The following is a 26,669-nucleotide window of genomic DNA, read 5'->3' on the forward strand; positions in this document are numbered from 1 at the left end:
TAGTAAATAAAAAGTCGATGGAGAAAGCCAGTGCGAAAACAATACCTAAAGCGCACATTTGTCGGAGCAGCGGTGGCATTGAGCCTCGCTACGATGCTGACAGGGTGTAACAAAGCCGTATCAGAACCGTCCGAGCCATTAATCAAACCTGTAAAATTACTTGCTGTTAATGATCTGACTGTTGCCGATTCCGATGCATTCCTTGCGCGAATAGATGCAACGTACAGAGCCCAACTTTCATTTCAGGTTGGTGGCGAAATTGAGAAGTTGATCGTCAGAATGGGCGAGGAAGTGAAGCAGGGCGATGTCCTTGCAACGCTAGACCCAAAAGATCTGCAATTGGCGCTTGATGCGTCGCAAGCGCAATATTCGTTAGCGAAAACCCAATGGGAACGCTCGAAAAGTTTGTACAACAAGAAGCTGATCAGTACTGATAGCTATGACCAGCAAGAAACCCAGTACAAAGCCGCACTGGCAAACCTTGAGCAAGCAAAAACAGACTTAAGCTACACAGAGATTCATGCACCGTTTGATGGTGTGGTTTCTTACACCTACGTGAAGCCGTACCAAGTTGTCGCGGCGAAACAAGAAATTCTAAACCTTATCGACAATACCACGTTGGATGTGTCGTTCACTTTGCCCGTCACGTATGCAGAAGCGGTGTCACTGAACACATTAAAAGACGCGGAAATGTGGGTAACGATGGACAGCGAACCAAACAATCGCATTCAAGGCACATTCAAAGAGATTTCGACTCAGCCAAACGCAGACACTAACAGTTATGAAGCGATTGTGACCATTACTCGTCCGTCTGATCGTAACTTGCTGACGGGCATGACAGGTCAAGTTCATATCGCTAAGCAAAATGTTTCGGATGCTGTAATGCTGCCAAGCGCGGCGTGGGTAAGCAAAAGCGAAACTCAAGGCGAAGTTTGGGTGATGGACAGTGAAACACAACAGGTGAATAAAGTGACCTTGTCACTAAATAAAAATGGTGGTGTGGAGTCGGGTCTAGACAAGAACGATTATGTTGTCATCGCGGGTGTTGAGCGCCTAGTTGAAGGTCAAGTGGTGAAAGCTTGGGTTCGTGAGGAAGGTATTTAATGAAACGTTCACTATTTACAGTTTCTGCTATTGCGCTTGCAGTGCTGACTGGTTGTAACAGCAACGAAGAAGTCGCTGTTGAACAGCCTTTGTATATGTCGACGGTCTCTGTCGATGTTCCAGTAAAGAGCCAGTTCCGTACCTTTAAGGGACAAGTAGTGCCTGCTGAACAAACTCCGATTGCGTTTCGTCGAGCCGGTGAGGTGCAACATGTGTTGGTGAAAGCTGGTGACACAGTCAAAGAAGGTCAGATGATCGCTAAGCTTGATGACAGTAAAGAGAAGCAAGCAGTCAATGATGCCGAGGCGCAATACACGCTTGCTATTCGTCAGCTTAAACGTGGGGAAGAGTTGCACAGCCGCCAAATGATTTCGAAAGCGGAGCTAGACGAACTAACGGCAAACAAGGAGCTGGCAGAAGCGAACTTCTATAACGCGACAAACCAGTTGAATTACACCCGTTTGTTTGCCCCGTTTGCAGGCAAAGTTTCTGACGTATTTAAAGAGCGTTTCGAGCGTGTTGCGATTGGTGAGCCGGTTCTAAACCTTTATCAAAGTGACAAAGTGTACGTTCGTATTGAGCTGTCAGATAACGTATTAGCAATGGTGAATCCAAACACTCAAAGCATGAGTTACCAACCTCAAGCAACGTTCTCAGGTGATGAAAAGCGGTATCAGTTGAACTACTTGGAGCACACCAGTGAACCAAATGCGCAAACACAAACTTACCAAATGTACCTAACGATGCCTCAGCCTGAACAAGAGATTCTGCCGGGCACAAGCGTAAGCGTGTCGGTTGATATGGTAGCGGCAGGCATTACGTCTATTGATGGCTACAACATCCCAATGACAGCGCTGCAAGCGGGCAGCCATGACGGTGAGTTTTTCGTTTGGAAATTAAATGGTGACGCGGTCACAAAAGTTGCCGTGACCATCAATCAAGTTAATGGTGAAGGTGCGATTGTGTCCTCGGGTGTTGCTCAAGGCGATGTATTAGTGAATTCCAGCTTACGCAAACTTCGTGAAGGTAAGCATGTGGACGTGGTGGAGAAAGTACAATAATGAGCATTGCTGAATACTCAATTAAGAACAAAGTCATCAGCTGGCTGTTTATCGTTATTCTTGCGATCGGCGGTGTAACGTCGTTCTTAGAACTTGGTCGATTAGAAGACCCGGCATTTACCATTAAGGATGCGATGGTGATTGCGACTTATCCGGGCGCGACCTCTAAAGAAGTGGAAGAAGAACTGACTTATCCGCTTGAAAAAGAGATCCGTAAGTTGCCTTATATCGATAAGATTACGTCAACGTCTTCGAGTGGTATGTCACAGATTATGGTGAGCATGAAGATGGACTACGGTCCTGATGAACTGCCGCAGATCTGGGATGAAATGCGTCGTAAGATCAACGATTTGCAACCAACTTTGCCGCAAGGTGTTCAATCTCTGCAAATCATTGATGACTTTGGCGACGTGTACGGCGTGATGTTAATGCTCACAGGTGATGACTACGATTACATCGAACTAAAGCGTTACGCGGACCAACTTACGCGTGAGCTCGAACTTATCGACGGTGTGGGCAAAGTGGACATTGCTGGTGATCAGCAAGAGATGCTTTTCGTTGAAATATCTCTTGATCGTTTAGCTGCGCTTAACCTCGACATGAACGTGATTTCTGGTTTGCTGAACCAACAGAACAATGTGGTTTCTGCTGGTGAAGTGATGGTGAACGGCGAGAGTCTAATTATTCGTCCTAGCGGCACATTAAACACCGTAGAAGCCTTGGAAAACCTGATTATTCACGGTCGTGATACAGGTAATCTGATCCGCCTAAAAGATGTTGCAACTATCAGCCGTGGCATTCAAGAAAAACCGGGCAATGTTCTATTGTTCAACGGTAAGAAAGCGATCAACATTGGTATCTCGTTTGCGTCAGGTGTGAACGTGGTAGAAGTGGGGCAACGTATTGAAGCGGAACTGGCAAGTCTTGAAACGATCAAGCCTGCTGGTATCGATATGAACTATTTCTACAACCAGTCACAAGAAGTGGATGACTCGGTAAAAGCGTTTGTTATTAGCTTGGCAGAAGCGGTTGCGATCGTAATTATTGTACTGTTGTTCACCATGGGTTTGCGTAGTGGTTTGATCATTGGTTTGGTTCTGCTGTTGACGGTATTCGGTACCTTCATATTAATGAACTACAACAATATCGAGCTGCACCGTATCTCGCTGGGGGCGCTTATCATTGCTCTCGGTATGCTGGTGGATAATGCCATTGTTGTTGTCGAAGGGATATTGGTTGGTCTTAAGAAGGGTCGTACTAAAGTTCAAGCGGCAACGGATATTGTAAAACAAACCCAGTGGCCATTACTTGGTGCTACCGTTATTGCGATCACTGCTTTCGCACCTATCGGTTTATCTCAAGACGCGACGGGTGAGTTTATGGGCTCGTTGTTCTGGGTATTGTGTTTCTCGCTATTTTTAAGCTGGATTACTGCAATTACGCTAACGCCGTTTCTAGCAGATCTTCTATTGAAAGAAGAAGACAAAGGCGCGGACGCTGAAGATGAAGACCCATACAAAGGCTGGTTGTTCGTTGCATTTGGTGCGTCTTTGAAACTTGCACTTCGTTTTCGTTGGTTGACCGTTGCCGGCATGGTGGCGTTACTTGTGGGTGCAGTGGTTGCGTTTGGTAGTGTTAAGCAACAGTTCTTCCCACCTTCAAATACACCGATGTTCTACGTTGATATGTGGATGCCTGAAGGTACAGATATTCGTGAAACCATCAAGAAAGCTGAAGAAGTCGAAAGCTACATTCGTACGCAAGATGACATTGATTTTGTTTCTGCGTCGATTGGTCAAGGTTTGCAGCGTTTCGCTCTGACTTACCAGCCGGAAAAGAGTTACGAAGCTTACGCACAGTTCCAAGTTCGTACTACGGACCGTGACAACATGTTCAAGCTTCTACACAAGCTGGACGACAATCTCGCGAAGACGTTTGATAAGCCGACGTTCCAGTTCAAGCTGATGGAGTTTGGTCCGTCGCCAGCTTCTAAGATTGAGGCACGTATTACTGGCCCAGATCCACAAGTGCTGCGTGAGCTAGCAGTACAAGTAGAAGACATTCTGCACACTGACCCAGGCGCTCGCAATATTCGTCATGATTGGCGTGAGCGTACTAAAGAGCTTGTACCGGTATTTAACGAATCAAAAGCGCGTCGCTTAGGCATTTCGAAGCAAGATCTTTCAAGTACGCTACAAATGGCGTTTGGCGGTAGCACACTAGGCTTCTTGCGCGATGGTACGCATATTCTGCCTATCATGACGCGTCTACCAGAAGCGGAACGTGTTGACTTTGAATCGCTGCAAAACGTGAACATTTGGAGTCCATCGTTACAGACGTACATCCCAGTTGATCAAGTGATTGACGGTGTGAAATTGGATTGGGATGAGCCGTTGATTCAACGTCGTGACCGTAAACGTACTCTAACGGTACTGGCTGACCACGACGTATTGAGTGACGATACCGCGGCAAGCTTGTTTGCTCGTGTACAACCAAAAGTGATGGCGCTACACATTCCAGAGGGGTACGAAATTACTTGGGGTGGTGAATACGAGTCATCAAAAGATGCGCAAGAAGGGCTGTTTGGCTCATTGCCAATGGGTTACCTATTAATGTTCATCATTACGATGCTTCTGTTTAACTCATTAAAGAAACCACTGGTTATTTGGTTCACGGTGCCGTTGTCTATCATCGGTGTGGCGTTTGGTCTTCTGACGACAAACATGCCATTCAGCTTTACTGCTTTCCTTGGTCTGCTGAGCTTAAGCGGTATGATTCTGAAAAACGGTATCGTACTTCTAGACCAGATTAACCTTGAGCTTGAATCGGGCAAGGATCCTTACTTAGCCATTGTTGATAGTGCGATTAGCCGTGTTCGTCCAGTAAGTATGGCAGCACTGACAACGATTCTGGGTATGATTCCACTCGTGTTTGATGCTTTCTTCGGTTCAATGGCGATTACGATTATGGCAGGCCTTGGTTTTGCTACAGTGCTAACATTGATTGTCGTTCCAGTCATGTTTGCAATTCTGTTTAAGATCAAACCAACCACTGCATAAGGGACCAACCTGACTTCTGTCAGATTCCTGCCTAGCCCTGGGGAATTTCCTCAGGGCTTTTTTGATCTTGGCGTATAGGGACGAGAAATGAGTTTTGAGAAGAAAAGAGTAGATAAAGGCGAAAAAGACAAAGTGGGTGGTTTGGTGAACACTTAACGGATTTTTATGATTTTCTTGCAAGCGATTGATAAATGATGCGTATACTAACAAAACATCATGATTAAAAGAGCGAACGCAAATGATAAATCGTGGATTACACGGACTCTTCCTTCTAGGTTCACTAACGCTTATTGGCTGTTCTTCTACAGACAGTGTTTCTACAAATACCACAGCTCCTGAAGCGCCTGTGGAAATCAAAAGTGTCGATGCGGCAACTATCGCAACTTGGATCGACCAAAGCATTTTGAACCCTGAAGGGCTTTCTTTAGAAAACGATAAAATTCGTTACCTAACAGGCTCAGCGGATTTAAATAGCGATGGAGTAGCGGAGCACTTTGTATTGCTTCAAGATCGCTATTTCTGCGGCAGTGGCGGTTGTAGCGCGTATATGTTTGACAACAACGGCAAGGTTCTTAACCGCATGTCAGTTACGAGAACGCCAGTTGTTTTGGCTGACAGTTACAGCAATGGTTGGCAAGACTTTATTGTGTGGAGCAACGGCGCATATCGTCAAATGAGCTTCAATGGTAACACTTACCCAAGTAACCCGTCGTTAGAGCCAAAAATTGACCGTGATACTAAGGTACAGACTGCGCTTGCTTATGTGATGGCAACTGAACTGTACCAGCAAGATGGTTATGACATTATGCCGGCAGAAGACCAAGAAATTTGGACGCCAGCCAATGTTTATCATTTTACGTTTAAGCATTACGGCGACCCACACAGTGTCTACCAAGCGACGGTAGACATGAACACGGGGGATGTCGATATTGAAGCGGTACCGATGCAGAAGTAGGTTGTACAAAAGTACATGATGAAAAAATAAGTATCGGTTAAACAGACCCGAACAAGAAAAGGGCGACAGCTATTAAAATTAGTGTCGCCCTTTGTGGTTTCTATGTGTTTGCTTTTTCTTTGATTATTAGAACTTGTACGTTGCGCCCGCATAGAAAGAGCCGATCTGGATGTCGGTATCTTTGCTCGAACGGGTTGAATCGACGTTGAAGTGGTCCATCTCATACGCCGCACGGAAAGTGATATTACTAAGCTGATGTGGTGTATATTCAAGACCAGCGCCGACGCGAAGTAATAACTCGTCGTCGTCAGGTCCTAACCCTTCCGGGATATCAACCGAGATATATCCCAAGCCTAATGTCGCAAATGGTCGCAAACCGTTGTCGAAGGTATAACCAATATTTGCCGCGACGGAGACACTGTTTACATCCAAATCTAACGGGGTGTGCTTAAGCTTAATAGCACCATAATCTGTGTATTGTGCTTCAACACCAACGATACGATTGAACTGATACCCTCCGATAAGTTTAAAGGTTGTACCGTCACCATCGAGCTGTGTGAATGGGTCATCATCGCTATAGGTAGTATTACCGATACCACCTCCCAAATAAAAACCGGACACGTCTTTTGAGTCATTTGCTTGGGCTTGAATACTGCCTAGTGCTAGAAGAAGGATGACTGCTTTTCTCATTGTTATTTACCTCTGTATTACTGTCTGTCTTGTGTGTTTAAAACAGTGTTCATTATCCGAGTGAGGCGATGAAAAACTAAACTAAAAGTAAACAAAAACCAAATAATTTCAATTGATTTAGATACTTACGAAATTGTGTGTTTTTTGTGTAATCAGTGGCTGTTCATCGTAATTTATTAATGATGCAATGCAGAGCTGCTGGGTGATTCGGTGCGATGGTGTGAATTGTGAACACTGAGAGATTTCTGATTTGATTTTGCAAACCTAACCTATAATTCAAGGAGTTGAGAAAATAGTGAGACTGTATGCATAGAATCTATTTCGCCAATTTAATCCTCGATCCGACGACAAGGAAATTGTCCAATTCACGAGGCAGTGATGTACCGTTAAGACCGCTCCCTTATCAAGTGTTGAACCTGTTGATTGAAAAGCAGGGTGTTCATGTCACTCGAGAGGAGTTATTTGAAACGTGTTGGGATGGTTCGGTAGTCACGGATCAAGCACTAACTAATGTCATCTCGGGCTTGAGAAAGAAGCTAGGGCTGTTGGATGCAAAAGGCGTAAAGATAAAAACCGTTAGCAAAATTGGCTATTTACTAGAAATTGATGACGACGCTAAACCCACTAAACAAAAAGTGCAGATCCCGGATTTAGAAACATTGGAACCAGAGTCCGGCGAAACGGTTAGAACCTCCGTTCAAAGACCAACAGAATCGCGAGATAAGGCATTGAACTTGGCACCAATGCTGAGTTTGCTACTTGTTTTAGCACTTGGATCAGTATTGTATTTTCGTCCTTTCGCGCCACATCCTGATTTCCTCAATAATTCTGAATATCACGACTTTTCCGTCTCTGAAACGGACTTTTATTTTTACGACCTCAAACATGATGAGCTTAATCTTTCGGCTTTGGCAACCAGTCTGAATGAGGATTCATTTCCTGTCTGTCCGGCAATTGTTTATTTACGCGTTTCCGAATCAGCTTATCAAGAAGGTGCCTACATTTTGCGTGCCTTTGCGTTTGCTAAAAATAGCAATAAGAACGTCAACTACATTAACTTCTCACTTGAGATTGAATCGTTAAAAGAGACCATCTTGGAGAGCATGAGGAGGGCGGACGCAATATGCAAATAAACAAACTCGCCGTGCTTAATATCGGATTGACACTCGCTTTAGTTGGCGTTGTCGTACATCAAAAGTACTTTCAGTCGGATGAGATTACTGGGTCCCGCTGGGCTTGTGCGACCTATGAAGAGGACTTTATCACGAAAGGTTATCGACGATACGAGCACATCAAAGATCGCTCTGTAGTGGTGTTTAGCTCCGATAGGGATATGTATATCTTTCAAAAAGGTTCACTTCTGACTAAGACGGGTGAAAGTAAAGAATACGAAATGATTTTCAATGGGAAGTATAAGGTCGATGGACATGAGTTATCAGTGGATTATCAAAAGGTAAGCTGGAATCACCAACCGACAGAAAGTGAAGTGTTTATCCGCGACATGAACTCGTATGTTGGAACGAAAACGGACTTTATTTATAAAGTTGAAAATGACCGTTTGTTCTTTTTCAATCAAAGCGAAGCAGAGGAAAGTAACTTTGTTTGTTACCGCATTTAGTCGTCCATTCGTTTTTTCATATTTAGTTATCTGACCACGCTTCTGTTCGCCTCTCTACAATAAAAAACACCTCCCAATGCCGAAGCAGAGGGAGGTGTCGAATGCCAAATCGAGGGAGGCATTGTTAATCGTTAATCAATCGTTGCCTAGGTGAGCACAAGCTGACCGTTGACGATTAAGCAGCAGCTTGTTGTTTCGCTTCTGCTTTGTTCTTTAGGAACGCGTAAGTGAAACCCGTTACTGCTGTACCTGCTGCAATTGCTACCAAGTACATCAACACCGGAGAAATTGCGTTAGGGATTAGCAGTACGAACAGACCACCGTGTGGTGCCATTAGTTTTGCACCGAACAGCATAGATAGTGCACCCGTTAGTGCGCCACCCGCCATACATGATGGGATTACACGCATTGGATCTTTCGCAGCGAATGGGATTGCACCTTCAGAGATAAAGCACAAACCAAGAACGAATGATGCTTTACCTGCTTCACGCTCGCTTTGTTCAAATTTGTTTTTCGCAATAAATGTCGCTAGACCCATACCAAGTGCTGGGACCATGCCTGCCGCCATGATTGCAGCCATAGGAGCGTAAGTTTGAGAAGCCAATAGACCTACACCGAATGCGTAAGCTGCTTTGTTTACTGGACCACCCAAGTCGAAACACATCATTGCGCCAAGGATAATACCTAGTAGTACAGCACTGTCAGAACCCATGTTGTTTAGGAAGTCTGTCAGACCGTTCATGATGCCTGATACCGGACCACCTACGATGTAAATCATAACTAGGCCAGTGAACAAGGTTGCCACAAATGGGATGATCAGAATCGGTTTAAGTGCTTCCATCGATTGTGGAAGTTTCACTTTATCTGCAAGGAACTTCGCGGCATAACCAGCAATGAAACCCGCAGCGATACCACCAAGGAAACCAGCGCCAGTTGAGCTTGCAAGCATACCGCCGACAAGACCCGGAGCCAGACCTGGGCGGTCAGCAATTGAGAATGCGATGTAACCTGCAAGTACAGGAATCATCAGAGCAAAAGCGGAGCCGCCACCAATGTTCATCAGAGCAGCCGCTAATGTGCCTTCTTCTTTAAACGCTTCAATACCAAATACGAAGGATAGGGCGATGATCAAACCACCAGCAACAACCACAGGGAGCATGTGCGATACACCTGTCATTAGGTGTTTGTATGCGCCTTTCTTCTCTTCAGTCGCTGATGACGCGCTTGATGAGCCAGAATGTTGGTATACGGTTGCTTGTTCAAACGCTTTGTCCATCTCTTCTGCGGTTTTCTTCAGAGCTGGACCTGTTTTAGTGCGGTACATCTTCTTGCCGTTGAAGCGGTCTAGTGGCACTTCGATGTCGGCAGCGATGATTACCAAATCTGCGTCTGCGATTTCTTGGTCAGTGAGTTGGTTTTTCGCACCTACTGAACCACGAGTCTCCACTTTGATTTGGTGACCGCGGCGTTTGCCTTCTTCTTCCAGTGCTTCCGCCGCCATGAAGGTATGCGCTACGCCTGTTGGACATGCCGTAATTGCAACGATCTTCTTCGTCGCTGATGCACTTTCAACTGGTGCCGCAACAGTTGTTGCTTGCGCTAAGGTTGCTGCGCTTTCTACTGCAGTTTGTAGGAAAGCAGATGCGTCTTTAGCTACGTCGCTGATATCTGATAAGTAGACTTTTTTACCTACGAAACGAGAAGTATCAACTGGAGTGTTAGCCGCAATTACGATCGCTTCTGCTTGTTCAATGTCAGCGTCTGTTAGTCGAGTTGGTTCAATCACGCTTGATTGGCATTCAATCTTCGCATTCCAACCTAACTTAGCGGCTGCTTGTTCTAGTAGACCTGCCGCAATGATGCTATTCGCAACACCACTTGGACAAGCTGTAATGATGGCAATATTCATACTGATAACCTTCTGTTCCTTAGTTTTTGTCTAAGTTAGTATTAGGGTAAAGCTCGGTTACTTGTGTTTGGAGCTTGATGTTCTCCAGTTCTTCCTGACTGGTTAAGCCTACGCCAACTTGGCTAACTGCAAGAGCAGAAAGCGCGGTAGCGAAGCGGAGTAAATCGTTTTTCGGCATCACTTGCATGTGACCCCAGCACAAGCCCGCAACAAGCGTATCGCCTGCACCAACTGTGCTTACAACATTCATTCTTGGTGGTTGTGCGCGTAGCCATTCACCTTGGTTAAGCCACATCACACCGTCAGCGCCCATTGACACAACAATGTTCTCAATGCCTTTATCGCTAAGTGTTTGCGCCGCGGTTTGGCATTGCTCTGGTGTGGCTAGATGTTCGCCAACAAAATCACTGAGTTCTTCATCGTTTGGCTTGATCAACCAAGGATGCGCTTCGATACCTGCACGTAATGCGGCTTTACTGCTATCAAAAAGCACTTTCTTACCTTGTTGGTGCAGCGCTTCAATCCACGTTGCACATTGCTCTGCGCTTACGCCGCCAGGTAGGCTGCCGGCAAGAACAAAGTAATCGTGTGTTTCTGCAAGGCGGAATAGGGTTTGTTCAAAGCGAGCGATTTCTTCTGGCGTGACTTGCACACCAGGGAAGTTGATATCGCTGACTTGACCATTTGCCTCAACCAGTTTTACGTTGATGCGCGTTGCGCCTTCGACTTCAACAAACTCGTTGTGAACCTTGATGTCGTCGAAAAGCTGGTGGAACAGTTCAGGATTGTCTTTGCCTAGAAAGCCAGTCACTGTCACGTCCGCACCTAAGTCACTCAGAACTTTGGCGACATTTACGCCTTTACCAGCAGCATGCAGGTTGCTCTTTTCTACTAGGCTGACCGATCCCACTTTTAGTGAATCCAGTGAACCCGTTAGGTCAAGGGCAGGGTTAAGCGTAATGGTCACGACTTTGTTTGTTGCTTTTGTCGATGAAATTGTTGCTGTCATGAATCCGTCCCTTAACCTTCACCAAGACCAGAAGCGATTGCTTTACCGATGGATTCGAGAGCTTGTGCTGCGTCTGGACCTTCAGCAGAGAATTGAAGCTGGTGACCGTGTTTTACACCAAGCGCAATAACTTTCATTAGGCTCTTTGCGTTTACTGGTTTAGCGTCGCCATCTAAGTTAGCAACACGGATGGTTGATTCGAATTTCTTCGCTTCCGCGACCAGCATTGCGCCCGGACGAGCGTGCAAACCGTGCGCGTTCTTAATCTTGAACACTGCAGTGTTGCCATCTTCAGATGCTTCGCTTGCTACTTCTTCGCCTTTGAATAACGCTAGAACTTGCTCTGCAGAAGCATCAAGTAACTTGTTGTGTTCGTTGTTAAACACAAGCTTTGAAATTGTGCCTAGGATCGATTGGTGCGCGTTATTGCAAGCAGCAAACGCAACTAGAGCACGAACTTTCTCGCCTTCAAACTCACAGTCATTCGCTGTTGATACAAAAGAAACACCAGTGCGAGTTACTTGCTTATCGCTACCGACTAGCCACAGACCTTGACCAAGGTGCGTCGGTGTTTTTGTCACAAGATCCGCAACGAATTCTGCACCAGCACAACCTGTATTCTTAAGTAGACCACCCGCAACCGCGCTCATTTGAACCATGTCGCTTGCAGGGAAGAGAAGTTGAATTAGAGAGGCATCGAAATCTGCTTCTAGCTGAACGTCACCATGAAGTAGGGCAATGATGTCATCTTCGCTTTTCGCATTGCGTAAGCGCTCTTCAACACCGTCTGCGCCCAATACTTTTGTTAGCTGCTTTAGGATGCCCAAGTGCTCATCTGATTTTGCCGCGATACCAATAGCGACGAAAACCTTATTGCCGTCACCCCATTCAACACCTTCTGGGAAGTGGTGAACCGCAACACCCGTGGTTTTAACCATTGAGCGTGTGTCTGTGGTGCCGTGAGGAATCGCGATGCCGTTACCCAAGAATGTTGAGTTTTGGTTTTCACGGTTTAGCATGCCCTCTACATAGCCTTGTTCTACCAGACCTTTGTCTGTCAGGCTTTGAGCGATGTTTTTAATCGCTTCAAACTTATCTGTAGCGGATTGAGATAGGGTAATGTCGTTCTTACTTAGCTTAAGCATGGTGCTTCTCCAGCCTTAAGGTATCTATTTCTAATTCATCTTGGCTACGCGGCTCGTTCTTCGATGCGTAACCTTGTTTATCTATTCTTTGCTGAACCGCTGTTCCTGTTAACCAGTATTGTTTGCTACGAAACTGCTTAACCTTAACAACAAACTGAATCGATTCAGCAATTGGTCAAATTTTTTAAAACACTCAGCGAAACTGTTTTTAAAATCAAAACTTAATCATCCAGTGATTGATTGCCTATAAAGCCTAGCAAAGCAAACCTCACTTGCTGTTTTTTGGTGATTCCCGTCAATTTTTAAGTTTTGCTGAATCCTTTCAGCTTTTATACTGAATCGGTTCAGCATATAATTCAACTTATCGAAGGATCGTTGATGTATTAATATGATCCTGCGCACAGAATAGGGCTTAGAATATGACACTGGATGAAATAGCGAAATTAGCTGGGGTTTCAAAGACAACAGCAAGCTATGTGATTAACGGGAAAGCGCAGAAATACCGCATCAGCGAAAAGACTCAAAAGAAAGTCATGGAGGTGGTAGAGCAGCATAATTACAAACCGGATCACGCGGCTTCTTCTTTACGTGCGGGAAACTCACGTTCGTTCGGTTTGATCATTCCAGACTTAGAGAACACCAGTTACGCACGTTTAGCAAAACTGATAGAGCAAAACTCTCGTAAAGCAGGTTACCAAATCCTGATTGGTTGCTCGGATGATAATCCGCAAACGGAAGAGAAAGTGGCTGAGGCATTGGTTAGCCGTCGTATTGACGCATTGTTTGTCGCAAGTAGCATGCCGGCTGCCAGTGAGTATTACTTAAAGCTGCAAAACTCGGGCACGCCAGTTATTGCACTTGACCGTCCAATGGATGATGAGCATTTTTGCTGTGTGATCAGTGAAGATTTTGACGCGGCATTTGAGTTGACTGAGTCGGTTTTGTCCTCTGAAATCAAATCGATTGGGCTTATTGGCGCGTTAGCAGAACTTCAAGTTTCTAAAGAGCGTGAATTGGGTTTTCGTTCTGCTTGCCAACAAGAAAGCAAAGATGTGCTGGTAGGATATGGTCAGCATTTCTCGCGAGAAGAAGGCAAGAAAGTGCTAGAAAGTTGGATTGCGAATGACGAATTACCTGATGCGTTAGTGACTATGTCATACACCTTACTCGAAGGGGTGTTAGACGTTATGTTAGAAAAGCCGGAGCTGATGGCGAAAGTGCGTTTAGCTACCTTTGGTGATAACCGCTTATTAGACTTTTTGCCAATCAAAATCAATTCGTTACCGCAGCAGTTTGAACTCATTGCCGACAGTGCGATGGAGTTGGCGCTTAATGCGTCTGCAAAACGCTACAAGGCTGGGGTTGAGTTGATTCCACGTAAGATTGTGAAACGCCACATCGACGCTAAAGCTTAATTTCTACCGTCAGCGCCACAAACGCGTGGTCGCTGGCGTTTTTATCTCGCTCAAAAGACGGGTTAATTAAGTGAGCATCCAGCACTTGATATCTCGTCACTTCCGCTATCGATATGCCTGCATGAGCATCGAATTCCTGCGATAGCAAGATGTAGTCCAACACATTTCCTTTTGCGAAGTGGTAATGCGTTGCTGGGCGTGGCTCCAGAGTTGGCGCTACTTGCAATTCCCACCCATCATTTAGTTGCAAATCAGTGACGCTGTCACCGTAATGTTCAATCAAAACCTTATTAACGTTTGTGGATGTGATGGCTTGGTTCATGTCTCCCATTAACACGGTGGGCATTGAGTTGCGTGCATACTGCTTTTGCATTGCGTCGCGTAGCATGGCTGCTTCCCAACCGCGTTGTTGTGTTGATAGCCAGCGCGCAATTGGTTTGCTTGCATCTGCAGGTGTCTCTGAATCAGCCGGTCTTTGTGATTTTAAATGCGTAACATAAATTGCAATATGCCCAATGATAGGGTGAACGATGATTGTTCGAATTGGTTTTCGGCTGAAAGGGGGCGCAGAGAAATCACCGAAGGCGTTGAGCGTTTCTTTATCGAAAGTGACGGCTTCATAACTTTCAATTGGGAAGCGGGACGCGATTGCCACTACAGGACGAGAGTAGATGTAGTCACCCTCAATATGCGGCGTATCGACACTGGCAAAGTACTGGTATCCCATTGTAGTAAAGAAGGCTTTGGTTTCTTCAATGCTGAACACTTCTTGTAAGCCGATGATATCCGGGGCGAGTTGCTCGAGCTGTGATTTTGTCCAAGTGAGTTTGTCCTGCCAGTCGTCGAGGGAGTAAATGTTCTCGAAGTCATAATACGCGCCAGGTGGAGCAACAAAGTTGAACAGATTGGCGGTGGCAAAGGTAATGCAGTTCTTATTAGACAAAATATTGCTCGTTCAAGGAGTTATTGGGTGAGTATATACCCAATTGGGCAAGTTGAGTGAAGATCACGTTTCTATTTGTACGCATTCCGTTTAAACTCCGTTCATCAAGAAAAATGAGTAACGAACATGACCCAAGATTACGAACACGAAGAGTATTTAGAAGGCGAAGAGATTGAGATCGAAGCGATCGGTATCGACGTCGACGCGCACCCAATTGAGCTGTACAAGCTTTTCAAAATCGCAAACTTGGTGAGTGGCGGTGGTGAAGCAAAACACATTATCGAAGAAGGTTATGTTGCGGTAAATGGTGAGCTAGAAACGCGCAAACGTCGCAAGATGTACGACGGCGATTTCTTCGAGTTCAACCAAGAATACTATGTCGTTGTGTGCGATGCGCCAGTAACTGAGCCAGAAACTGCGGAGCAAAAAGCAGAGAAGAAGGCGAAGAAGGACGCACAAAACGCGCGTAAAGAAAAATCTCGTTCGAATAAGAATGAGAAAAAAGCTAAAGGTCCTCAATCGACGGGTCGTAAAGCGGCGCACAAAGAGCGTAAGGCACAGAAAGAAGCATTGTCTCAATCTGCCAAGAAAGGTAAGAAAGAAGACAAGCCTCAAGTGAGTCGCGATCCAAAGAGTGGGCGTAACTCTATCGACTTCTTCTAAATGATTTGTCTATAACACGGATAATTTCACAAGCGCCGCTTCGGTTATTGAACAAGGCGGCGCTTTTGTATTTTGCGGTTGTTGATTTGACAGATAAGAATTTGGGACTGATTGGTTAGTGTAAAACTTCGCTGTTTTGCGCGTGTTTGGTCCAGTGGTTAATCGAGTTTGGCTTAGCTAGGTAAAAGCCTTGGTAGTAATCAAGATTAAGCGCTTGCATAGCGGAGAGCTGCATGTTTTCCTCAACCCCTTCAATAACAACTTTCGCATTCATCTCTTCAGCCAGTTCAACTGCATTGGCAATCGCAAGTGTATCGCCAGAGCAGTAATCAAGAAGGTAAGAACGGTCTATCTTGATAATGTCGGGACAGAGTTGCTTGACGCGTGACATATCGGAATGGTGGGAACCAAAGTCATCAATGGCGAAAAGAAAGCCATTAGCTCGCATTAGTTGTACCGCTTGGATCAGTAATTCAGTATCACCACACGACTCTTCAACCACCTCAAAGACCACATCAGAAGGTTCCATACCTAGCTCATGCAACCGCTTATACAGCAAACCGTTATCTTTAAAACCCATGTCTTTGGTCAGTGTTAATAAGGTTTGCGGCATGACGTTTAGAAATAGTTTTATCGGCGAACCTGCGAAATGACGTGCAAAGTTTCGGATATGAATTGCCCGAGATAGAAACTCCATACAAAGTCGGAAGTAGGTATCTATGCTGGCATCGGCAAAGAAAAGATCTGGACGAATGTTGGCTCCGTCTGCGCCTCGAATGCGCAATAGGGCTTCCATCCCGATCATGTTTTGGTGTTTATCGAAGATTGGTTGATAAACACTATGGAAAGTATATTGATTGAGCACGACGTAATATTCGCCAAGGCTGTCCTGCCTTATGTATTGCTCGTAATCGGACTGCTTCTTTAACTCCATGAAAAACGCCAAAAAAATAGCATGAGAGCGAATGTAACAGGATGGAATTCGGATTTAAAGCGCTAGGCTGTCTTAATTTTGAAGCCCTTTGAGTTAATTTGAAATAGATTCCGATTTTTTCTCGATGTATCTAAAAAACATTGATAGACCGAAACAAATCAGAAAGTAAACCAAGCCTACAATTAGCCAAATTTCAAAAATGTAACCGGAAGAGTTTGCCATCTCGGTACCAACGAAGGTCATTTCTTGAATCGAAATCAGTGAGACAATAGATGTGTCTTTGACTAAGGAGATGGTTTGACCTGCCAATGCTGGCGTAATAGCTTTGAGCACTTGTGGGGCAATGATAAAGCGATATTTGACCCAACGAGATAAACCGAGAGAATCTGCGGCTTCCCACTGTCCTTTATCGACACTTTGTAAACCAGCACGAACCACCTCAGCAATGTAAGCGGAAGAGAGCAAGCCTACGCAGAGAATTCCTGACGCTAGGTTCTCCCACAAATTCGCCGGACCAAAGAAGAAGCTTTGCAATGCATTGGGTTCGCCGCGATAGTTGCGAAGTAGATCTTCTAACCCAAGTAACGGGATTAATTGGTTTGAAATAAAAAAGTAGAAAATAAAGACGAATACCAATGGTGGAATATTTCTTACTAACTGAATAAACGCGTTGGCAGGAGTGCGAAACCAAGCCGATTCAGAGAAGCGGGCTAAGCCAAGTAGGGTGCCTAATATAAGTGCGAAGCTAATGCCCCATAAACTCAGGCGTAACGTTGAAATCAAGCCTTGAAAAAAATATGGCAGCCCACCATCAGCACGCGGAGTAAACAACAAATCAATGGCTTCTTTCCAATGCCAGATGTAGTTCACCCCTACGGTGGAGCGGTGGTAAAGCCAACCCCCAACTAACGCGCAGATGGCAAGCAACACCCAATCAAGTAGGTTAAAACGGTTTAAGAAAAAGCCTGACTTTGTTTTGGTTGGTGCAACACGAGTGGTGGTTTGTCCGCTCAAGGTTTGACTCCGATAGTAAAGAGAGGACCGACCCTTCATTCGAGTCGGTCTGTGTATTTGATGTATTAGTTTTTACGTTTATTGACCGTGTGCCACTTGGTCTTGCCAATCCAGTGTTGAGAACCAGTATTCGTAGCGTTCATCTAACCAACCGTCTTGGGTACGTGCTTCAATCCATTTGTTGAAGAAGGCTTTTTTGTCTTCTTCACCTAAGCGAACGGCAAAGGCTTCGTTACCTTTGGATAGACGCTCAGTAAATGGAATGAACAACTTATCCGCGTGTTTGATCGCTTCATGCTCAGGTTTAGGGCTCGATGCAATCACCGCATGTGCATTGCCGTTTAGAACTTCTTGGAATGCTTGTGCGTCATCATCAAATTGAAGGATTTTTGCTTTAGGGAATGTTTCACGCGCTACTTGAACGGTAAAAGCACCACGACGAGCTGCAATTTTCACTCGGCGAGAATCAAAGTCAGAAAACTCGCTAAAGCCAGCTGCCAGTTCTTTGTTCGCTGCAACTTGAACACCCGAGTGTGAGTAAGGTTCAGTGAACAGTACGCTCTTAGAACGTTCTGGAGTAATCGACATACCGCCAATGATAACGTCAAATTTCTTGGCTAGTAGAGCAGGGATGATACCGTCCCATGCTGTTGGTACGAACTCAACCTTCAGACCAGAATCTGCGGCTAGGCGTTTAGCGACATCAATTTCAAAGCCAATCAGTTCGCCTTGTTTATTTCGCATTGCCCAAGGTACGAATGTCGACATACCAACGCGAAGTGTGCCTCGTTCCTTGATTTGATCTACGTTTGGTGTTGCTGCTTGCTCATTGGCTAACGAAGGTAGAGCAATCGCAAGCCCCAATAATGCAGTAATGGTCGCTTTGAATAACTTCATGTTATCTCCTTATAATTTGCGCCAACTGGCTCCTAGTTTGTGTTCTAGCCAAGCGGATAAGCCAGAAAGTGATAATGTGAGAGCAAGGTAGATTGCTGCCACAGTAAACCAAATTTCAAATGGCATCGCCGTTTCCGATACGATGTTTCTTGCCTCGGTCGTTAAGTCGAATATTGCCATAACACTCACAATCGAAGAGTTTTTAATCAATGACACGACTTCGTTCGTCAATGGCGGCAGGGTGCGCTGAAGCACCTGCGGTAGGATCACGTCTTTGTATGCAAAGAAAGGTGATAAACCTAAGGTCTTCGCTGCTTCAAATTGACCTTTTGGAATGCTATTTAAGCCTGCTCGGAAGATCTCGGCCGTATATGCACCTTGGAAAAGCGACAACGCCAACACCGCAGTGCTGAATCGATCTAAACCAATGACTGGTCCAAACACAAAGTAGAGCAGGTAAATTTGTACCAACAACGGCGTATTACGAATCAGTTCCACATAAGCTGTGCCAATCGCGTTGCCTACTTTGGAATTGCTCAAACGCAATAAAGCGGTGATTAAACCAATGACTAAAGTGAAGAATAGACTAATGGCAGAGATTTTTAAGGTAACGATGAGACCATCGACCAATTCTGCTGGCCACCATTCACCATCTTCGTAGAAGGCAATGTAGTCGGGCACGCGCTCCCATTGCCATTGGTAGCCCATGGCTTGAGCTCCTGAATCGAGCACCCAAATAATCGCAATCAAAAGAATCGCGATTTGTAATATGGCTTGTAAGACCGGTTTAAGGATTCGAACAACCATAGGCTAGTAGCTCAGGATTTGATTTAAGAATGCTTGCGTACGTGGGTGTTGTGGTGTTTCAAATAGTGCAACGGGGGAGTTCATCTCGATGATTTCACCTTCGTCCATAAACACAACACGATTCGCTACTTTCTTTGCAAAGCCCATTTCATGCGTCACACAAATCATGGTCATGCCGCTCTGCGCCAGTTCTACCATGACATCTAATACTTCGTTGATCATCTCTGGATCAAGTGCTGATGTTGGTTCGTCAAATAAGAGAAGGTCCGGCTCCATACAAAGCGAACGGGCAATGGCAACACGTTGCTGCTGACCGCCTGATAGTTGAATCGGATATTTGTTTGCTTGCTCTTCAATGTTGACGCGCTTGAGGTAGTGCATCGCTCGCTCTTCTGCTTCTTGCTTCGACAGTTTTAATGTACGAATTGGCGCGAGAGTAAGGTTTTCTAAAACGGTCAGATGCGGGAATAGATGGAAGTGTTGAAACACCATGCCGACTTTACCCGGCTTATGGGTTTTGGCGTTAGCTGGTTGCTCAAAGACGTTGAGTTCACCTTCTTGGATAGATTCTAAGTGATTGATACAACGAATAAGAGTGGATTTACCTGAACCGGAAGGACCACAAACAACAACGATTTCACCGGTATGTACTGAAAAATTAATATCTTTAAGTGCGTGGTATTCTCCATACCACTTGTTTACGCCGCTGAATTCAACAACGATATTTTTTTCTTTCAAGGCTGCCAACTTTTAGAATAAATTTCTTTCTACAATAACAAGTTATTAACCGTATTGCACCTGTTTATAAGGGTTAAACTGTCCAACTGGTGAGCAAATAACTCATTACAAAACTACCTGATAATGTAGTCAATTTTAAAGAAAACGGATCACTATCGCGAAGACAGACATGGTGATCAGAAACTGAGCTGAATAGTAGGTTGTCATGACGACTTGACGTGAAAATATCGAAGTGCTGCCAAAGCGCTCAAAGGCAAGCACAACGCCAGACATAGTGAAGATGAAACTGCCAAGCACCGCGAAAGCTGACGATTGTGTTTTACCACTTGCGTAATACTCCATCGCCATCCATAGCATCGTCATTAAAACAAAGATGTAGCTAGCAACGGACCATTTTTCTTTACCCAAGTCGGGCTTAAAGAATGAGTAAGCGCAAAGTCCAGCGCCGAATACAGCAAATGGGAGCCAAGGGGTGAAGTGCCAGGCTGCCATATTAATGAAGCCCAAGGCGTAACTGATCTGTGCGAGACAAAACAGTTTGATCCCAAAAACAAACTTATCTTTTGGGTGCATCATGATTAAATCACCGATCAGAGACAACGAAAGTCCGGAGATTACCCACTTTGTGTAGGGAAGGTGACTGGCTGGAGACATGAGTAACATGCCAATCATAGCGATGAGTGGCAGTGGTTTGGTCAGAAAGAACAGCCACTTTGGACCAGTCTTAATGCTGATGATATGTATGAGCGCACAAGCAATGACAATCAGCCACATACGATTAACTCTTGAATAGACGACATTATGCTCAATGTTTGATGAGCAAGCTAAAAAGGACACTTCGAATAGTAAGCACTTGGTTTGTTTTTAGTCATTGGCTTACATAAACACATCGAACTATCGCCTATTTGTTATTTTTCTAGCAGAAAAGTTCAATATTTATTGCATTGTCAGTGTTCGGCTAAATTAACATAAAAAAACGGTATTGTGTCTACGAGGACACAATACCGTTAAAAAAGGCAGTATTTTGATAGATTGAGTCGTTAAGCGACTGCTAGGTCAAGAATCTGGCGGCTGCTTTCAAGATCGATTGCTTGGTTTTCACCAAGAACAGTCATGCCATGTTTGCTCAGTTGTGCGATCACTGAGTCAATTGCTGCTTCGCGGTCATCACCGTAACCTTCTAATTGTGTTGCTACACCTAGTTGATGGTAGAAAGCTTCGATCGCTTGGATCGTGCGCTCTGCCAAATCATCACCATCAGACAAACCAAATACGTTGCGACCCATTTGCTCAAGCTTAGGACGCTTAAATTGCATTTGGTTGCGAAGTAGGGATGGTTGAATGATTGCAAGTGAACGAGCGTGGTCAACATGCCACAATGCTGTAAGTTCGTGACCGATCATATGCGTTGCCCAGTCTTGTGGAACACCACTACCAATTAGACCGTTGAGTGCTTGGTTTGCTGTCCACATCAGGTTTGCGCGCCATTGGTCGTTGTCACGTTCTTCAAACTGTTCGCCCAGAACTTTTAGGTTTTTCAGTAGTGCTTCTGCATAGCCGTCTTGAACCATTGCACCAGTAGGCAGTGTTAGGTACTGCTCACAAACGTGTACCCATGCATCTACGACACCGTTGATCAACTGACGCTCTGGGAGTGTTTTCATTACATCAGGATCAAGGACCGCAAATTTAGGCTGCACGGCAGGAGCAAGAAACGCCAATTTATCTTGAGTTTCCTTTTTGGTGATAACTGCGCCCATGTTTGATTCTGAGCCAGTAGCTGGAAGTGTCAAAATCGCGGCTAGTGGTGTCGCTTCTGTCACTTGATGTTTGCCAACCATGATGTCCCAGCCATCACCGTCGTATTTTGCCGATGCTGCAACGTACTTAGAACCATCAATAACCGAACCACCACCTACGGCAAGGATAAAATCAACGTTTTGTTCTTTTACGATTGCAACGGCTTTATCTAGCGTTTCTTTGGTTGGATTTGGCTCTACACCTGAGAACTCAAGCCACTCGCGACCTTCTAGAGCTTGCGCGACTTGGTCGTAAACACCGTTCTTCTTAATTGAACCGCCACCATAAATGACAAGTACTTTTTGACCGGTAGGGATCGCGTTTGTAATTGCGGCGATTTGACCTTGTCCGAAGAAGATTTGAGTTGGGTTGACGTATGAAAAGTTCATTATTAGACCTCTTGCTTCCATTGTGAGGAGAGTGAATACATGCATATTAGTACGCGTTGATGCGCCTTAGTAGGTCGATTTCTGTAATTTTTTTGCCTATTTCTACAAATGTGCGTTCGTCGTGCTGGAACTGTAATCAGAACTCCAAGTATAGTGCGTGGAAAGTTATTGGAGTGACACAATGAAGACACTTGCTCAGATCATGCAACAGTACGCCACTAAATTTGATTTGGATAAATTAGAAGGCATTAAAGAAACCGCTATTGACGGCGTGTGGTTTTATCGCAGTAGCAAAGGTAACAACCGCCAACCTTTTGTTTATCAATCTGGAATCATTGTTCTCGGGCAGGGACACAAGAACATCCATATCGGTCAGACGCCAGTTCGCTATGGACCAGATGACTATTTGGTGGTTGGAGTTCCTATGCCTTTAGAATGTGAAGCCATTGCTGTCGATAATGAGCCGTTGCTCGGGATTTCAATTGATATCTCGCATGCGATGCTGCAAAAGCTAGTAAAGAAACTGGAATCGCAACGCTATAGTAATGTATGTGAAGACGAGACCCGTTGTGGTTTGAAGTCAGTTCGAATGAATGAGCAGATGCTGGATGCGTGTAAACGTTTGATGACGGCTTTGTGCGATGATCTTGAAGTTGCAATGCTTGGCGACATGTTACTGGAAGAGATTGTCTATCGAACATTAGTGAGTGAGTCAGGGCATGTTTTGTTCGAATTAGCACATCAAGAAGGGTCATACGCGCGCGTGGCGAAAGCGCTTAACCGCGTTCATCAAGAGTACCATGAACAACTGAATGTTCAGACGCTAGCTGAAGAAGCGAACATGAGTGTTTCAGCGTTTCATCAAGCCTTTCGAAGCGTAACGCTTGAATCACCTCTGCAATACATCAAAAAGGTTCGCTTAAATAAAGCACGCGAATTAATTCAGTTAGAAGGAAGACGGGTAAACGATGCAGCACGTTTAGTTGGTTACAGTAGCCCATCACAGTTCAGTCGAGAGTACAAGCGCCACTTTAACGAAACTCCAAGATCAACAAAGGCTTAGTGATCTTTATTTCAAAATTACGACTTTTTTCGTCTTTTTTAATAAATTGCGATCGACATATTTATTTGAGTAATAAAATTAGTTATTGGTGCAAAATAAGATGTCTTTTGTTGCAACGTTTTAGTGGATTCTTGAGAGGTGTTGCTGAAAATTTATAAATATATAGTGTGAAACTCTGTAGTTGTACTTAAGTTATTTTACGTCGAAACAAAAGTAATAGTGCGCGGTAGTTAAGCGTATTTTGTATTGTATTAACAATAACTTAAGGAAGAGCAATATGCACCTTAGAAACGGGAAAGCAGTGAAGAGTGTATTTACACTCAGTACGTTAACTGCATCTTGTCTAATGGCTTTCAACACCTATGCGGCGGTTGATTGTGCCCCTCTAGAAGTTTGGGATTCGTCAAAGGTTTACAATGGCGGTGACCAAGTTCAACACGAAAACAACGCTTACAAAGCTCGTTATTGGACCCAAAACAACAACCCTGCGCAATCAGGTCAGTGGGGTGAATGGGAAAACCTAGGCGCATGTGGTGATACGGGACCTGTCGATCCACCTGTGAATGAAGTACCGACGGTTACGTTAACATCACCTTCTGCGTCGGCTTCGATCACCGCCGGTGACGTGGTTAACTTAGCTGCGGATGCCGTAGATACTGACGGCACAATTAGTAAAGTTGAGTTCTTTGTTGATGGTGCGTTAGTTGGCACTGCAACAGCAGCGCCTTTCACGGCTTCATGGACGGCAACTGAAGGTGCTCACGAGTTCTCTACCAAAGCGTATGATGACAAAAATGCAGTGAGTGCGGTTAGTGCTGTCACTCTTAATGTAAATGCAGGTCAGCCAGGCAACGAAGCGCCAACCGTTGATGTTGCTCTATCTGCAACCTCTATCGAACTTGGTGGCTCAGTCACGGTAACTGCGAATGCTGCTGATGCAGATGGCACAGTCGCTAAAGTTGAGTTCTTCGCTGCGGGTGCGTTGATCGGCACCGCAACAGCTGCACCTTATGCCGTTGACTTTACGCCTGAACAAGCGGGTAGCGTATCTGTTTACGCGAAAGCAACTGACGATGCTGGCGCAACAACAGACTCTTCACTTGTTTCATTGACCGTTAATGGCGGCGCAGTGACGTCGAACTGTCGTCCTGACGGTCTGTACCAAACAGCGGGTCTAGATGTTCCTTACTGTACTATTTACGACGAAGAAGGTCGTGAAAAAATGGGTGCCGATCACCCACGTCGTGTCATCGGTTACTTTACTAGCTGGCGTAGTGGTGATGACCCACAAGCCGCATATCTAGTTAAAGACATCCCTTGGGATCAACTAACTCACATCAACTACGCGTTCGTAAGCATCGGCTCTGACGGTAAAGTTAATGTTGGGGATGTGAATGATCCAACTAACCCTGCGACGGGCAAAACGTGGCCGGGTGTTGAAGTAGATCCAGCGCTAGGCTTTAAAGGTCATTTTGGTGCATTAGCGACTTACAAACAGAAACACGATGTTAAGACGTTGATTTCTATTGGTGGCTGGGCTGAAACGGGTGGTCACTTCGGTGCAGATGGTAACCGTGTTGCTGACGGTGGCTTCTATACGATGACGACTAACGCAGACGGTTCAATCAACCATGCGGGTATCGAGAAGTTTGCGACATCTGCTGTTGAAATGATGCGTACATACAAGTTCGACGGTCTAGACATTGACTACGAGTACCCAACTTCTATGGCAGGAGCGGGTAACCCTTACGATAAAGACTTCATGGAACCACGTCGTCCATACTTGTGGGCGTCTTACCAAGAACTTATGAAAGTGCTTCGTGAGAAATTGGACGCGGCATCAACACAAGATGGTCATCACTACATGCTAACGATTGCAGCGCCTTCTTCAGGTTACTTGCTACGTGGTATGGAAACCTTCGACGTTACTAAGTACCTAGATTACGTAAACATCATGTCTTACGACTTACACGGTGCTTGGAACGACCACGTTGGTCATAACGCGGCACTGTTCGATACAGGTAAAGACTCTGAGCTAGCACAGTGGAATGTATATGGCACTGCGGCTTACGGTGGTATCGGCTACTTGAACACGGATTGGGCATACCATTACTTCCGCGGTTCAATGCCGGCTGGTCGTATTAACATTGGTGTTCCTTACTATACTCGTGGTTGGCAAGGTGTGACAGGTGGTGAAAACGGTCTTTGGGGTCGTGCAGCATTACCAAACCAGTCTGAATGTGCGCCTGGTACAGGTGAAGGTGAGAAGAACAATTGTGGTCACGGTGCTCTAGGTATCGATAACATGTGGCACGATACTGACCCTAAAGGCAACGAAATGGGCGCAGGTTCCAACCCAATGTGGCACGCGAAGAACCTAGAGAAAGGCATTTGGGGTTCCTATGCTCAAGCGTATGGTCTAGATCCAGTTAACGACCCTTCAGACCAATTGGTTGGCACCTACACGCGTAACTATGATGATGTTGCGGTAGCTCCATGGTTATGGAACGCAGAGAAGAGCGTATTCCTTTCAACAGAAGATAAAGCGTCTGTTGAAGTGAAAGCGGACTACGTTATCGATAAAGAGATCGGCGGTATCATGTTCTGGGAGCTTGCGGGTGACTACAACTGTTACGTACTAGATGCGAACGGCAACCGTACAACGATAGATGCAACTGAACAAGCGTGTGCTGCAGGTAATGGTGAGTACCACATGGGTAACACGATGACCAAGGCGATTTACGATAAGTTTAAGTCTGCAACGCCTTACGGAAACAAGATTGCGACAGGTCCGATTCCAACAGAAGCAGTAGACATCGCTGTTAGCGTTGGCGGCTTTAAAGTTGGTGACCAAAACTACCCAATCAATCCTAAGATCACGTTTACGAACAACACTGGTCAAGCGATTCCTGGTGGTACAGAATTCCAGTTTGATATTCCTGTATCAGCACCGGATAACGCGAAAGATCAATCTGGTGGTGGTCTAAGTGTTATTGCTTCTGGTCACACTCGTGCAAACAACATCGGTGGTCTAGATGGTGTTATGCATCGCGTATCCTTCTCTCTACCTGCATGGAAAGACTTACCAGCAGGCGGTACTTACGAGCTCGATATGGTTTACTACCTACCAATCTCTGGTCCTGCTAATTACACCGTAATTTCTGGCGGTAAAGAGTTTGCGTTTAAGTTTGAGCAACCAGATCTACCAATTGGTGACTTAAACTCTGGCACCGGTGGTGGTGGCGGTACTGAACCTGGTACTTGTGACACCGCAGGGTTAGTTACTTACCCAGACCTGCCACAAACTGATTGGCAAGGTAACCCAAGCCACGCTAACCAAGGTGACAAAGTGATTCACAATGGTGTGGTATACCAAGCAAACTGGTGGACTGCATCAGAGCCGGGTAGTGATGGTAGCTGGTCAACAGTATGTAATATCTAATCCAAATTGAGTGG

Annotated in this window: 22 protein-coding genes; 10 read left to right on the top strand and 12 right to left on the bottom strand. The window is 45.2% G+C overall.

Annotation, left to right across the window (positions count from 1 at the left end):
* The first annotated feature begins 30 nt into the window (after positions 1-30).
* The 4 genes from NL647_RS03640 to NL647_RS03655 all read left to right on the top strand — a co-directional run bounded on the left by NL647_RS03640 (position 31) and on the right by NL647_RS03655 (position 6,179).
* Complete coding sequence (locus NL647_RS03640) at positions 31-1,104, top strand: efflux RND transporter periplasmic adaptor subunit (protein WP_061066392.1); 1,074 nt, start codon at positions 31-33, stop codon at positions 1,102-1,104.
* On the top strand, positions 1,104-2,165 hold the full coding sequence (locus tag NL647_RS03645; RefSeq protein WP_253649651.1) for an efflux RND transporter periplasmic adaptor subunit: 1,062 nt from the start codon (positions 1,104-1,106) through the stop codon (positions 2,163-2,165). Before NL647_RS03640 ends, NL647_RS03645 begins: the two co-directional genes overlap by 1 nt.
* Entirely contained in the window at positions 2,165-5,224 is a 3,060-nt protein-coding gene (gene vmeV, locus NL647_RS03650; RefSeq protein ID WP_005451657.1) for a multidrug efflux RND transporter permease subunit VmeV, read from the top strand. The genes NL647_RS03645 and vmeV overlap by 1 nt, the downstream gene beginning before the upstream one ends.
* A gap of 238 nt (positions 5,225-5,462) precedes the next feature.
* The gene (locus NL647_RS03655; RefSeq protein WP_017819577.1) at positions 5,463-6,179 is read left to right on the top strand and encodes a hypothetical protein; all 717 of its coding nucleotides are present in this window, start codon (positions 5,463-5,465) and stop codon (positions 6,177-6,179) included.
* 126 nt (positions 6,180-6,305) lie between these two features.
* Here the strand turns inward: NL647_RS03655 and NL647_RS03660 are convergent, their stop codons facing one another.
* The gene (locus NL647_RS03660; RefSeq protein ID WP_253649652.1) at positions 6,306-6,869 is read right to left on the bottom strand and encodes a porin family protein; all 564 of its coding nucleotides are present in this window, start codon (positions 6,867-6,869) and stop codon (positions 6,306-6,308) included.
* 305 nt (positions 6,870-7,174) lie between these two features.
* Between NL647_RS03660 and NL647_RS03665 the strand changes: the two genes are divergently transcribed.
* Together NL647_RS03665 and NL647_RS03670 are read left to right on the top strand one after the other, a co-directional pair.
* On the top strand, positions 7,175-8,002 hold the full coding sequence (locus tag NL647_RS03665) for a winged helix-turn-helix domain-containing protein (protein WP_253649653.1): 828 nt from the start codon (positions 7,175-7,177) through the stop codon (positions 8,000-8,002).
* Positions 7,993-8,487, top strand: a complete 495-nt coding sequence (locus NL647_RS03670) for a hypothetical protein (RefSeq protein WP_017189017.1) — start codon at positions 7,993-7,995, stop codon at positions 8,485-8,487. The genes NL647_RS03665 and NL647_RS03670 overlap by 10 nt, the downstream gene beginning before the upstream one ends.
* 175 nt (positions 8,488-8,662) lie before the next feature.
* Here NL647_RS03670 and fruA read toward each other — a convergent pair whose 3' ends face one another.
* From fruA to fruB, 3 genes are read right to left on the bottom strand one after another with little or no spacing between them, the layout of a single operon-like run.
* On the bottom strand, positions 8,663-10,396 hold the full coding sequence (fruA, locus tag NL647_RS03675) for a PTS fructose transporter subunit IIBC (protein ID WP_017819581.1): 1,734 nt from the start codon (positions 10,394-10,396) through the stop codon (positions 8,663-8,665).
* Between the two features lie 19 nt (positions 10,397-10,415).
* Positions 10,416-11,405 (bottom strand): 1-phosphofructokinase, encoded by a 990-nt coding sequence (pfkB, locus tag NL647_RS03680; RefSeq protein ID WP_005451671.1) that lies wholly within the window; start codon positions 11,403-11,405, stop codon positions 10,416-10,418.
* An 11-nt stretch (positions 11,406-11,416) separates the two neighbouring features.
* Complete coding sequence (gene fruB / locus NL647_RS03685; protein WP_253649654.1) at positions 11,417-12,550, bottom strand: fused PTS fructose transporter subunit IIA/HPr protein; 1,134 nt, start codon at positions 12,548-12,550, stop codon at positions 11,417-11,419.
* 419 nt (positions 12,551-12,969) lie between these two features.
* Between fruB and cra the strand changes: the two genes are divergently transcribed.
* The gene (cra, locus tag NL647_RS03690) at positions 12,970-13,965 is read left to right on the top strand and encodes a catabolite repressor/activator (RefSeq protein WP_253649655.1); all 996 of its coding nucleotides are present in this window, start codon (positions 12,970-12,972) and stop codon (positions 13,963-13,965) included.
* Here cra and NL647_RS03695 read toward each other — a convergent pair.
* Positions 13,955-14,908 carry an endonuclease/exonuclease/phosphatase family protein gene (locus NL647_RS03695; protein WP_253649656.1) on the bottom strand — a complete coding sequence of 318 codons (954 nt, stop codon included), beginning with the start codon at positions 14,906-14,908 and terminating at the stop codon, positions 13,955-13,957. The genes cra and NL647_RS03695 overlap by 11 nt on opposite strands.
* A gap of 126 nt (positions 14,909-15,034) precedes the next feature.
* Between NL647_RS03695 and NL647_RS03700 the strand changes: the two genes are divergently transcribed.
* Positions 15,035-15,571, top strand: a complete 537-nt coding sequence (locus tag NL647_RS03700; RefSeq protein ID WP_009696717.1) for an RNA-binding S4 domain-containing protein — start codon at positions 15,035-15,037, stop codon at positions 15,569-15,571.
* A gap of 115 nt (positions 15,572-15,686) precedes the next feature.
* Here the strand turns inward: NL647_RS03700 and NL647_RS03705 are convergent, their stop codons facing one another.
* From NL647_RS03705 to NL647_RS03735, 7 genes are all read right to left on the bottom strand, one after another.
* Positions 15,687-16,505 carry an EAL domain-containing protein gene (locus NL647_RS03705; RefSeq protein ID WP_009696716.1) on the bottom strand — a complete coding sequence of 273 codons (819 nt, stop codon included), beginning with the start codon at positions 16,503-16,505 and terminating at the stop codon, positions 15,687-15,689.
* A gap of 93 nt (positions 16,506-16,598) precedes the next feature.
* Complete coding sequence (locus NL647_RS03710) at positions 16,599-17,519, bottom strand: amino acid ABC transporter permease (RefSeq protein WP_009696715.1); 921 nt, start codon at positions 17,517-17,519, stop codon at positions 16,599-16,601.
* Positions 17,520-17,597: 78 nt separating this feature from the next.
* Entirely contained in the window at positions 17,598-18,416 is an 819-nt protein-coding gene (locus tag NL647_RS03715) for a transporter substrate-binding domain-containing protein (protein ID WP_005451692.1), read from the bottom strand.
* A 9-nt stretch (positions 18,417-18,425) separates the two neighbouring features.
* Positions 18,426-19,223, bottom strand: a complete 798-nt coding sequence (locus NL647_RS03720) for an amino acid ABC transporter permease (RefSeq protein ID WP_009703114.1) — start codon at positions 19,221-19,223, stop codon at positions 18,426-18,428.
* 3 nt (positions 19,224-19,226) lie between these two features.
* Positions 19,227-19,961 carry an amino acid ABC transporter ATP-binding protein gene (locus NL647_RS03725; RefSeq protein ID WP_005451695.1) on the bottom strand — a complete coding sequence of 245 codons (735 nt, stop codon included), beginning with the start codon at positions 19,959-19,961 and terminating at the stop codon, positions 19,227-19,229.
* A 135-nt stretch (positions 19,962-20,096) separates the two neighbouring features.
* Positions 20,097-20,735 carry a lysoplasmalogenase gene (locus NL647_RS03730; protein WP_005451697.1) on the bottom strand — a complete coding sequence of 213 codons (639 nt, stop codon included), beginning with the start codon at positions 20,733-20,735 and terminating at the stop codon, positions 20,097-20,099.
* Positions 20,736-21,001: 266 nt separating this feature from the next.
* Positions 21,002-22,150, bottom strand: coding sequence for an iron-containing alcohol dehydrogenase (locus NL647_RS03735; RefSeq protein ID WP_005451698.1), 1,149 nt, complete (start codon positions 22,148-22,150; stop codon positions 21,002-21,004).
* Positions 22,151-22,331: 181 nt separating this feature from the next.
* Between NL647_RS03735 and NL647_RS03740 the strand changes: the two genes are divergently transcribed.
* Together NL647_RS03740 and NL647_RS03745 are read left to right on the top strand one after the other, a co-directional pair.
* A complete protein-coding gene (locus NL647_RS03740) occupies positions 22,332-23,213 on the top strand; it encodes an AraC family transcriptional regulator (protein WP_253649657.1) in 882 nt (293 codons plus the stop codon).
* A gap of 277 nt (positions 23,214-23,490) precedes the next feature.
* The gene (locus NL647_RS03745; RefSeq protein ID WP_253649658.1) at positions 23,491-26,655 is read left to right on the top strand and encodes a glycosyl hydrolase family 18 protein; all 3,165 of its coding nucleotides are present in this window, start codon (positions 23,491-23,493) and stop codon (positions 26,653-26,655) included.
* The last annotated feature ends 14 nt before the right edge of the window (positions 26,656-26,669 follow it).

This window comes from Vibrio sp. Y29_XK_CS5, assembly GCF_024181835.1.
In the GTDB taxonomy this organism is placed as follows: Bacteria; Pseudomonadota; Gammaproteobacteria; order Enterobacterales; family Vibrionaceae; genus Vibrio; species Vibrio harveyi.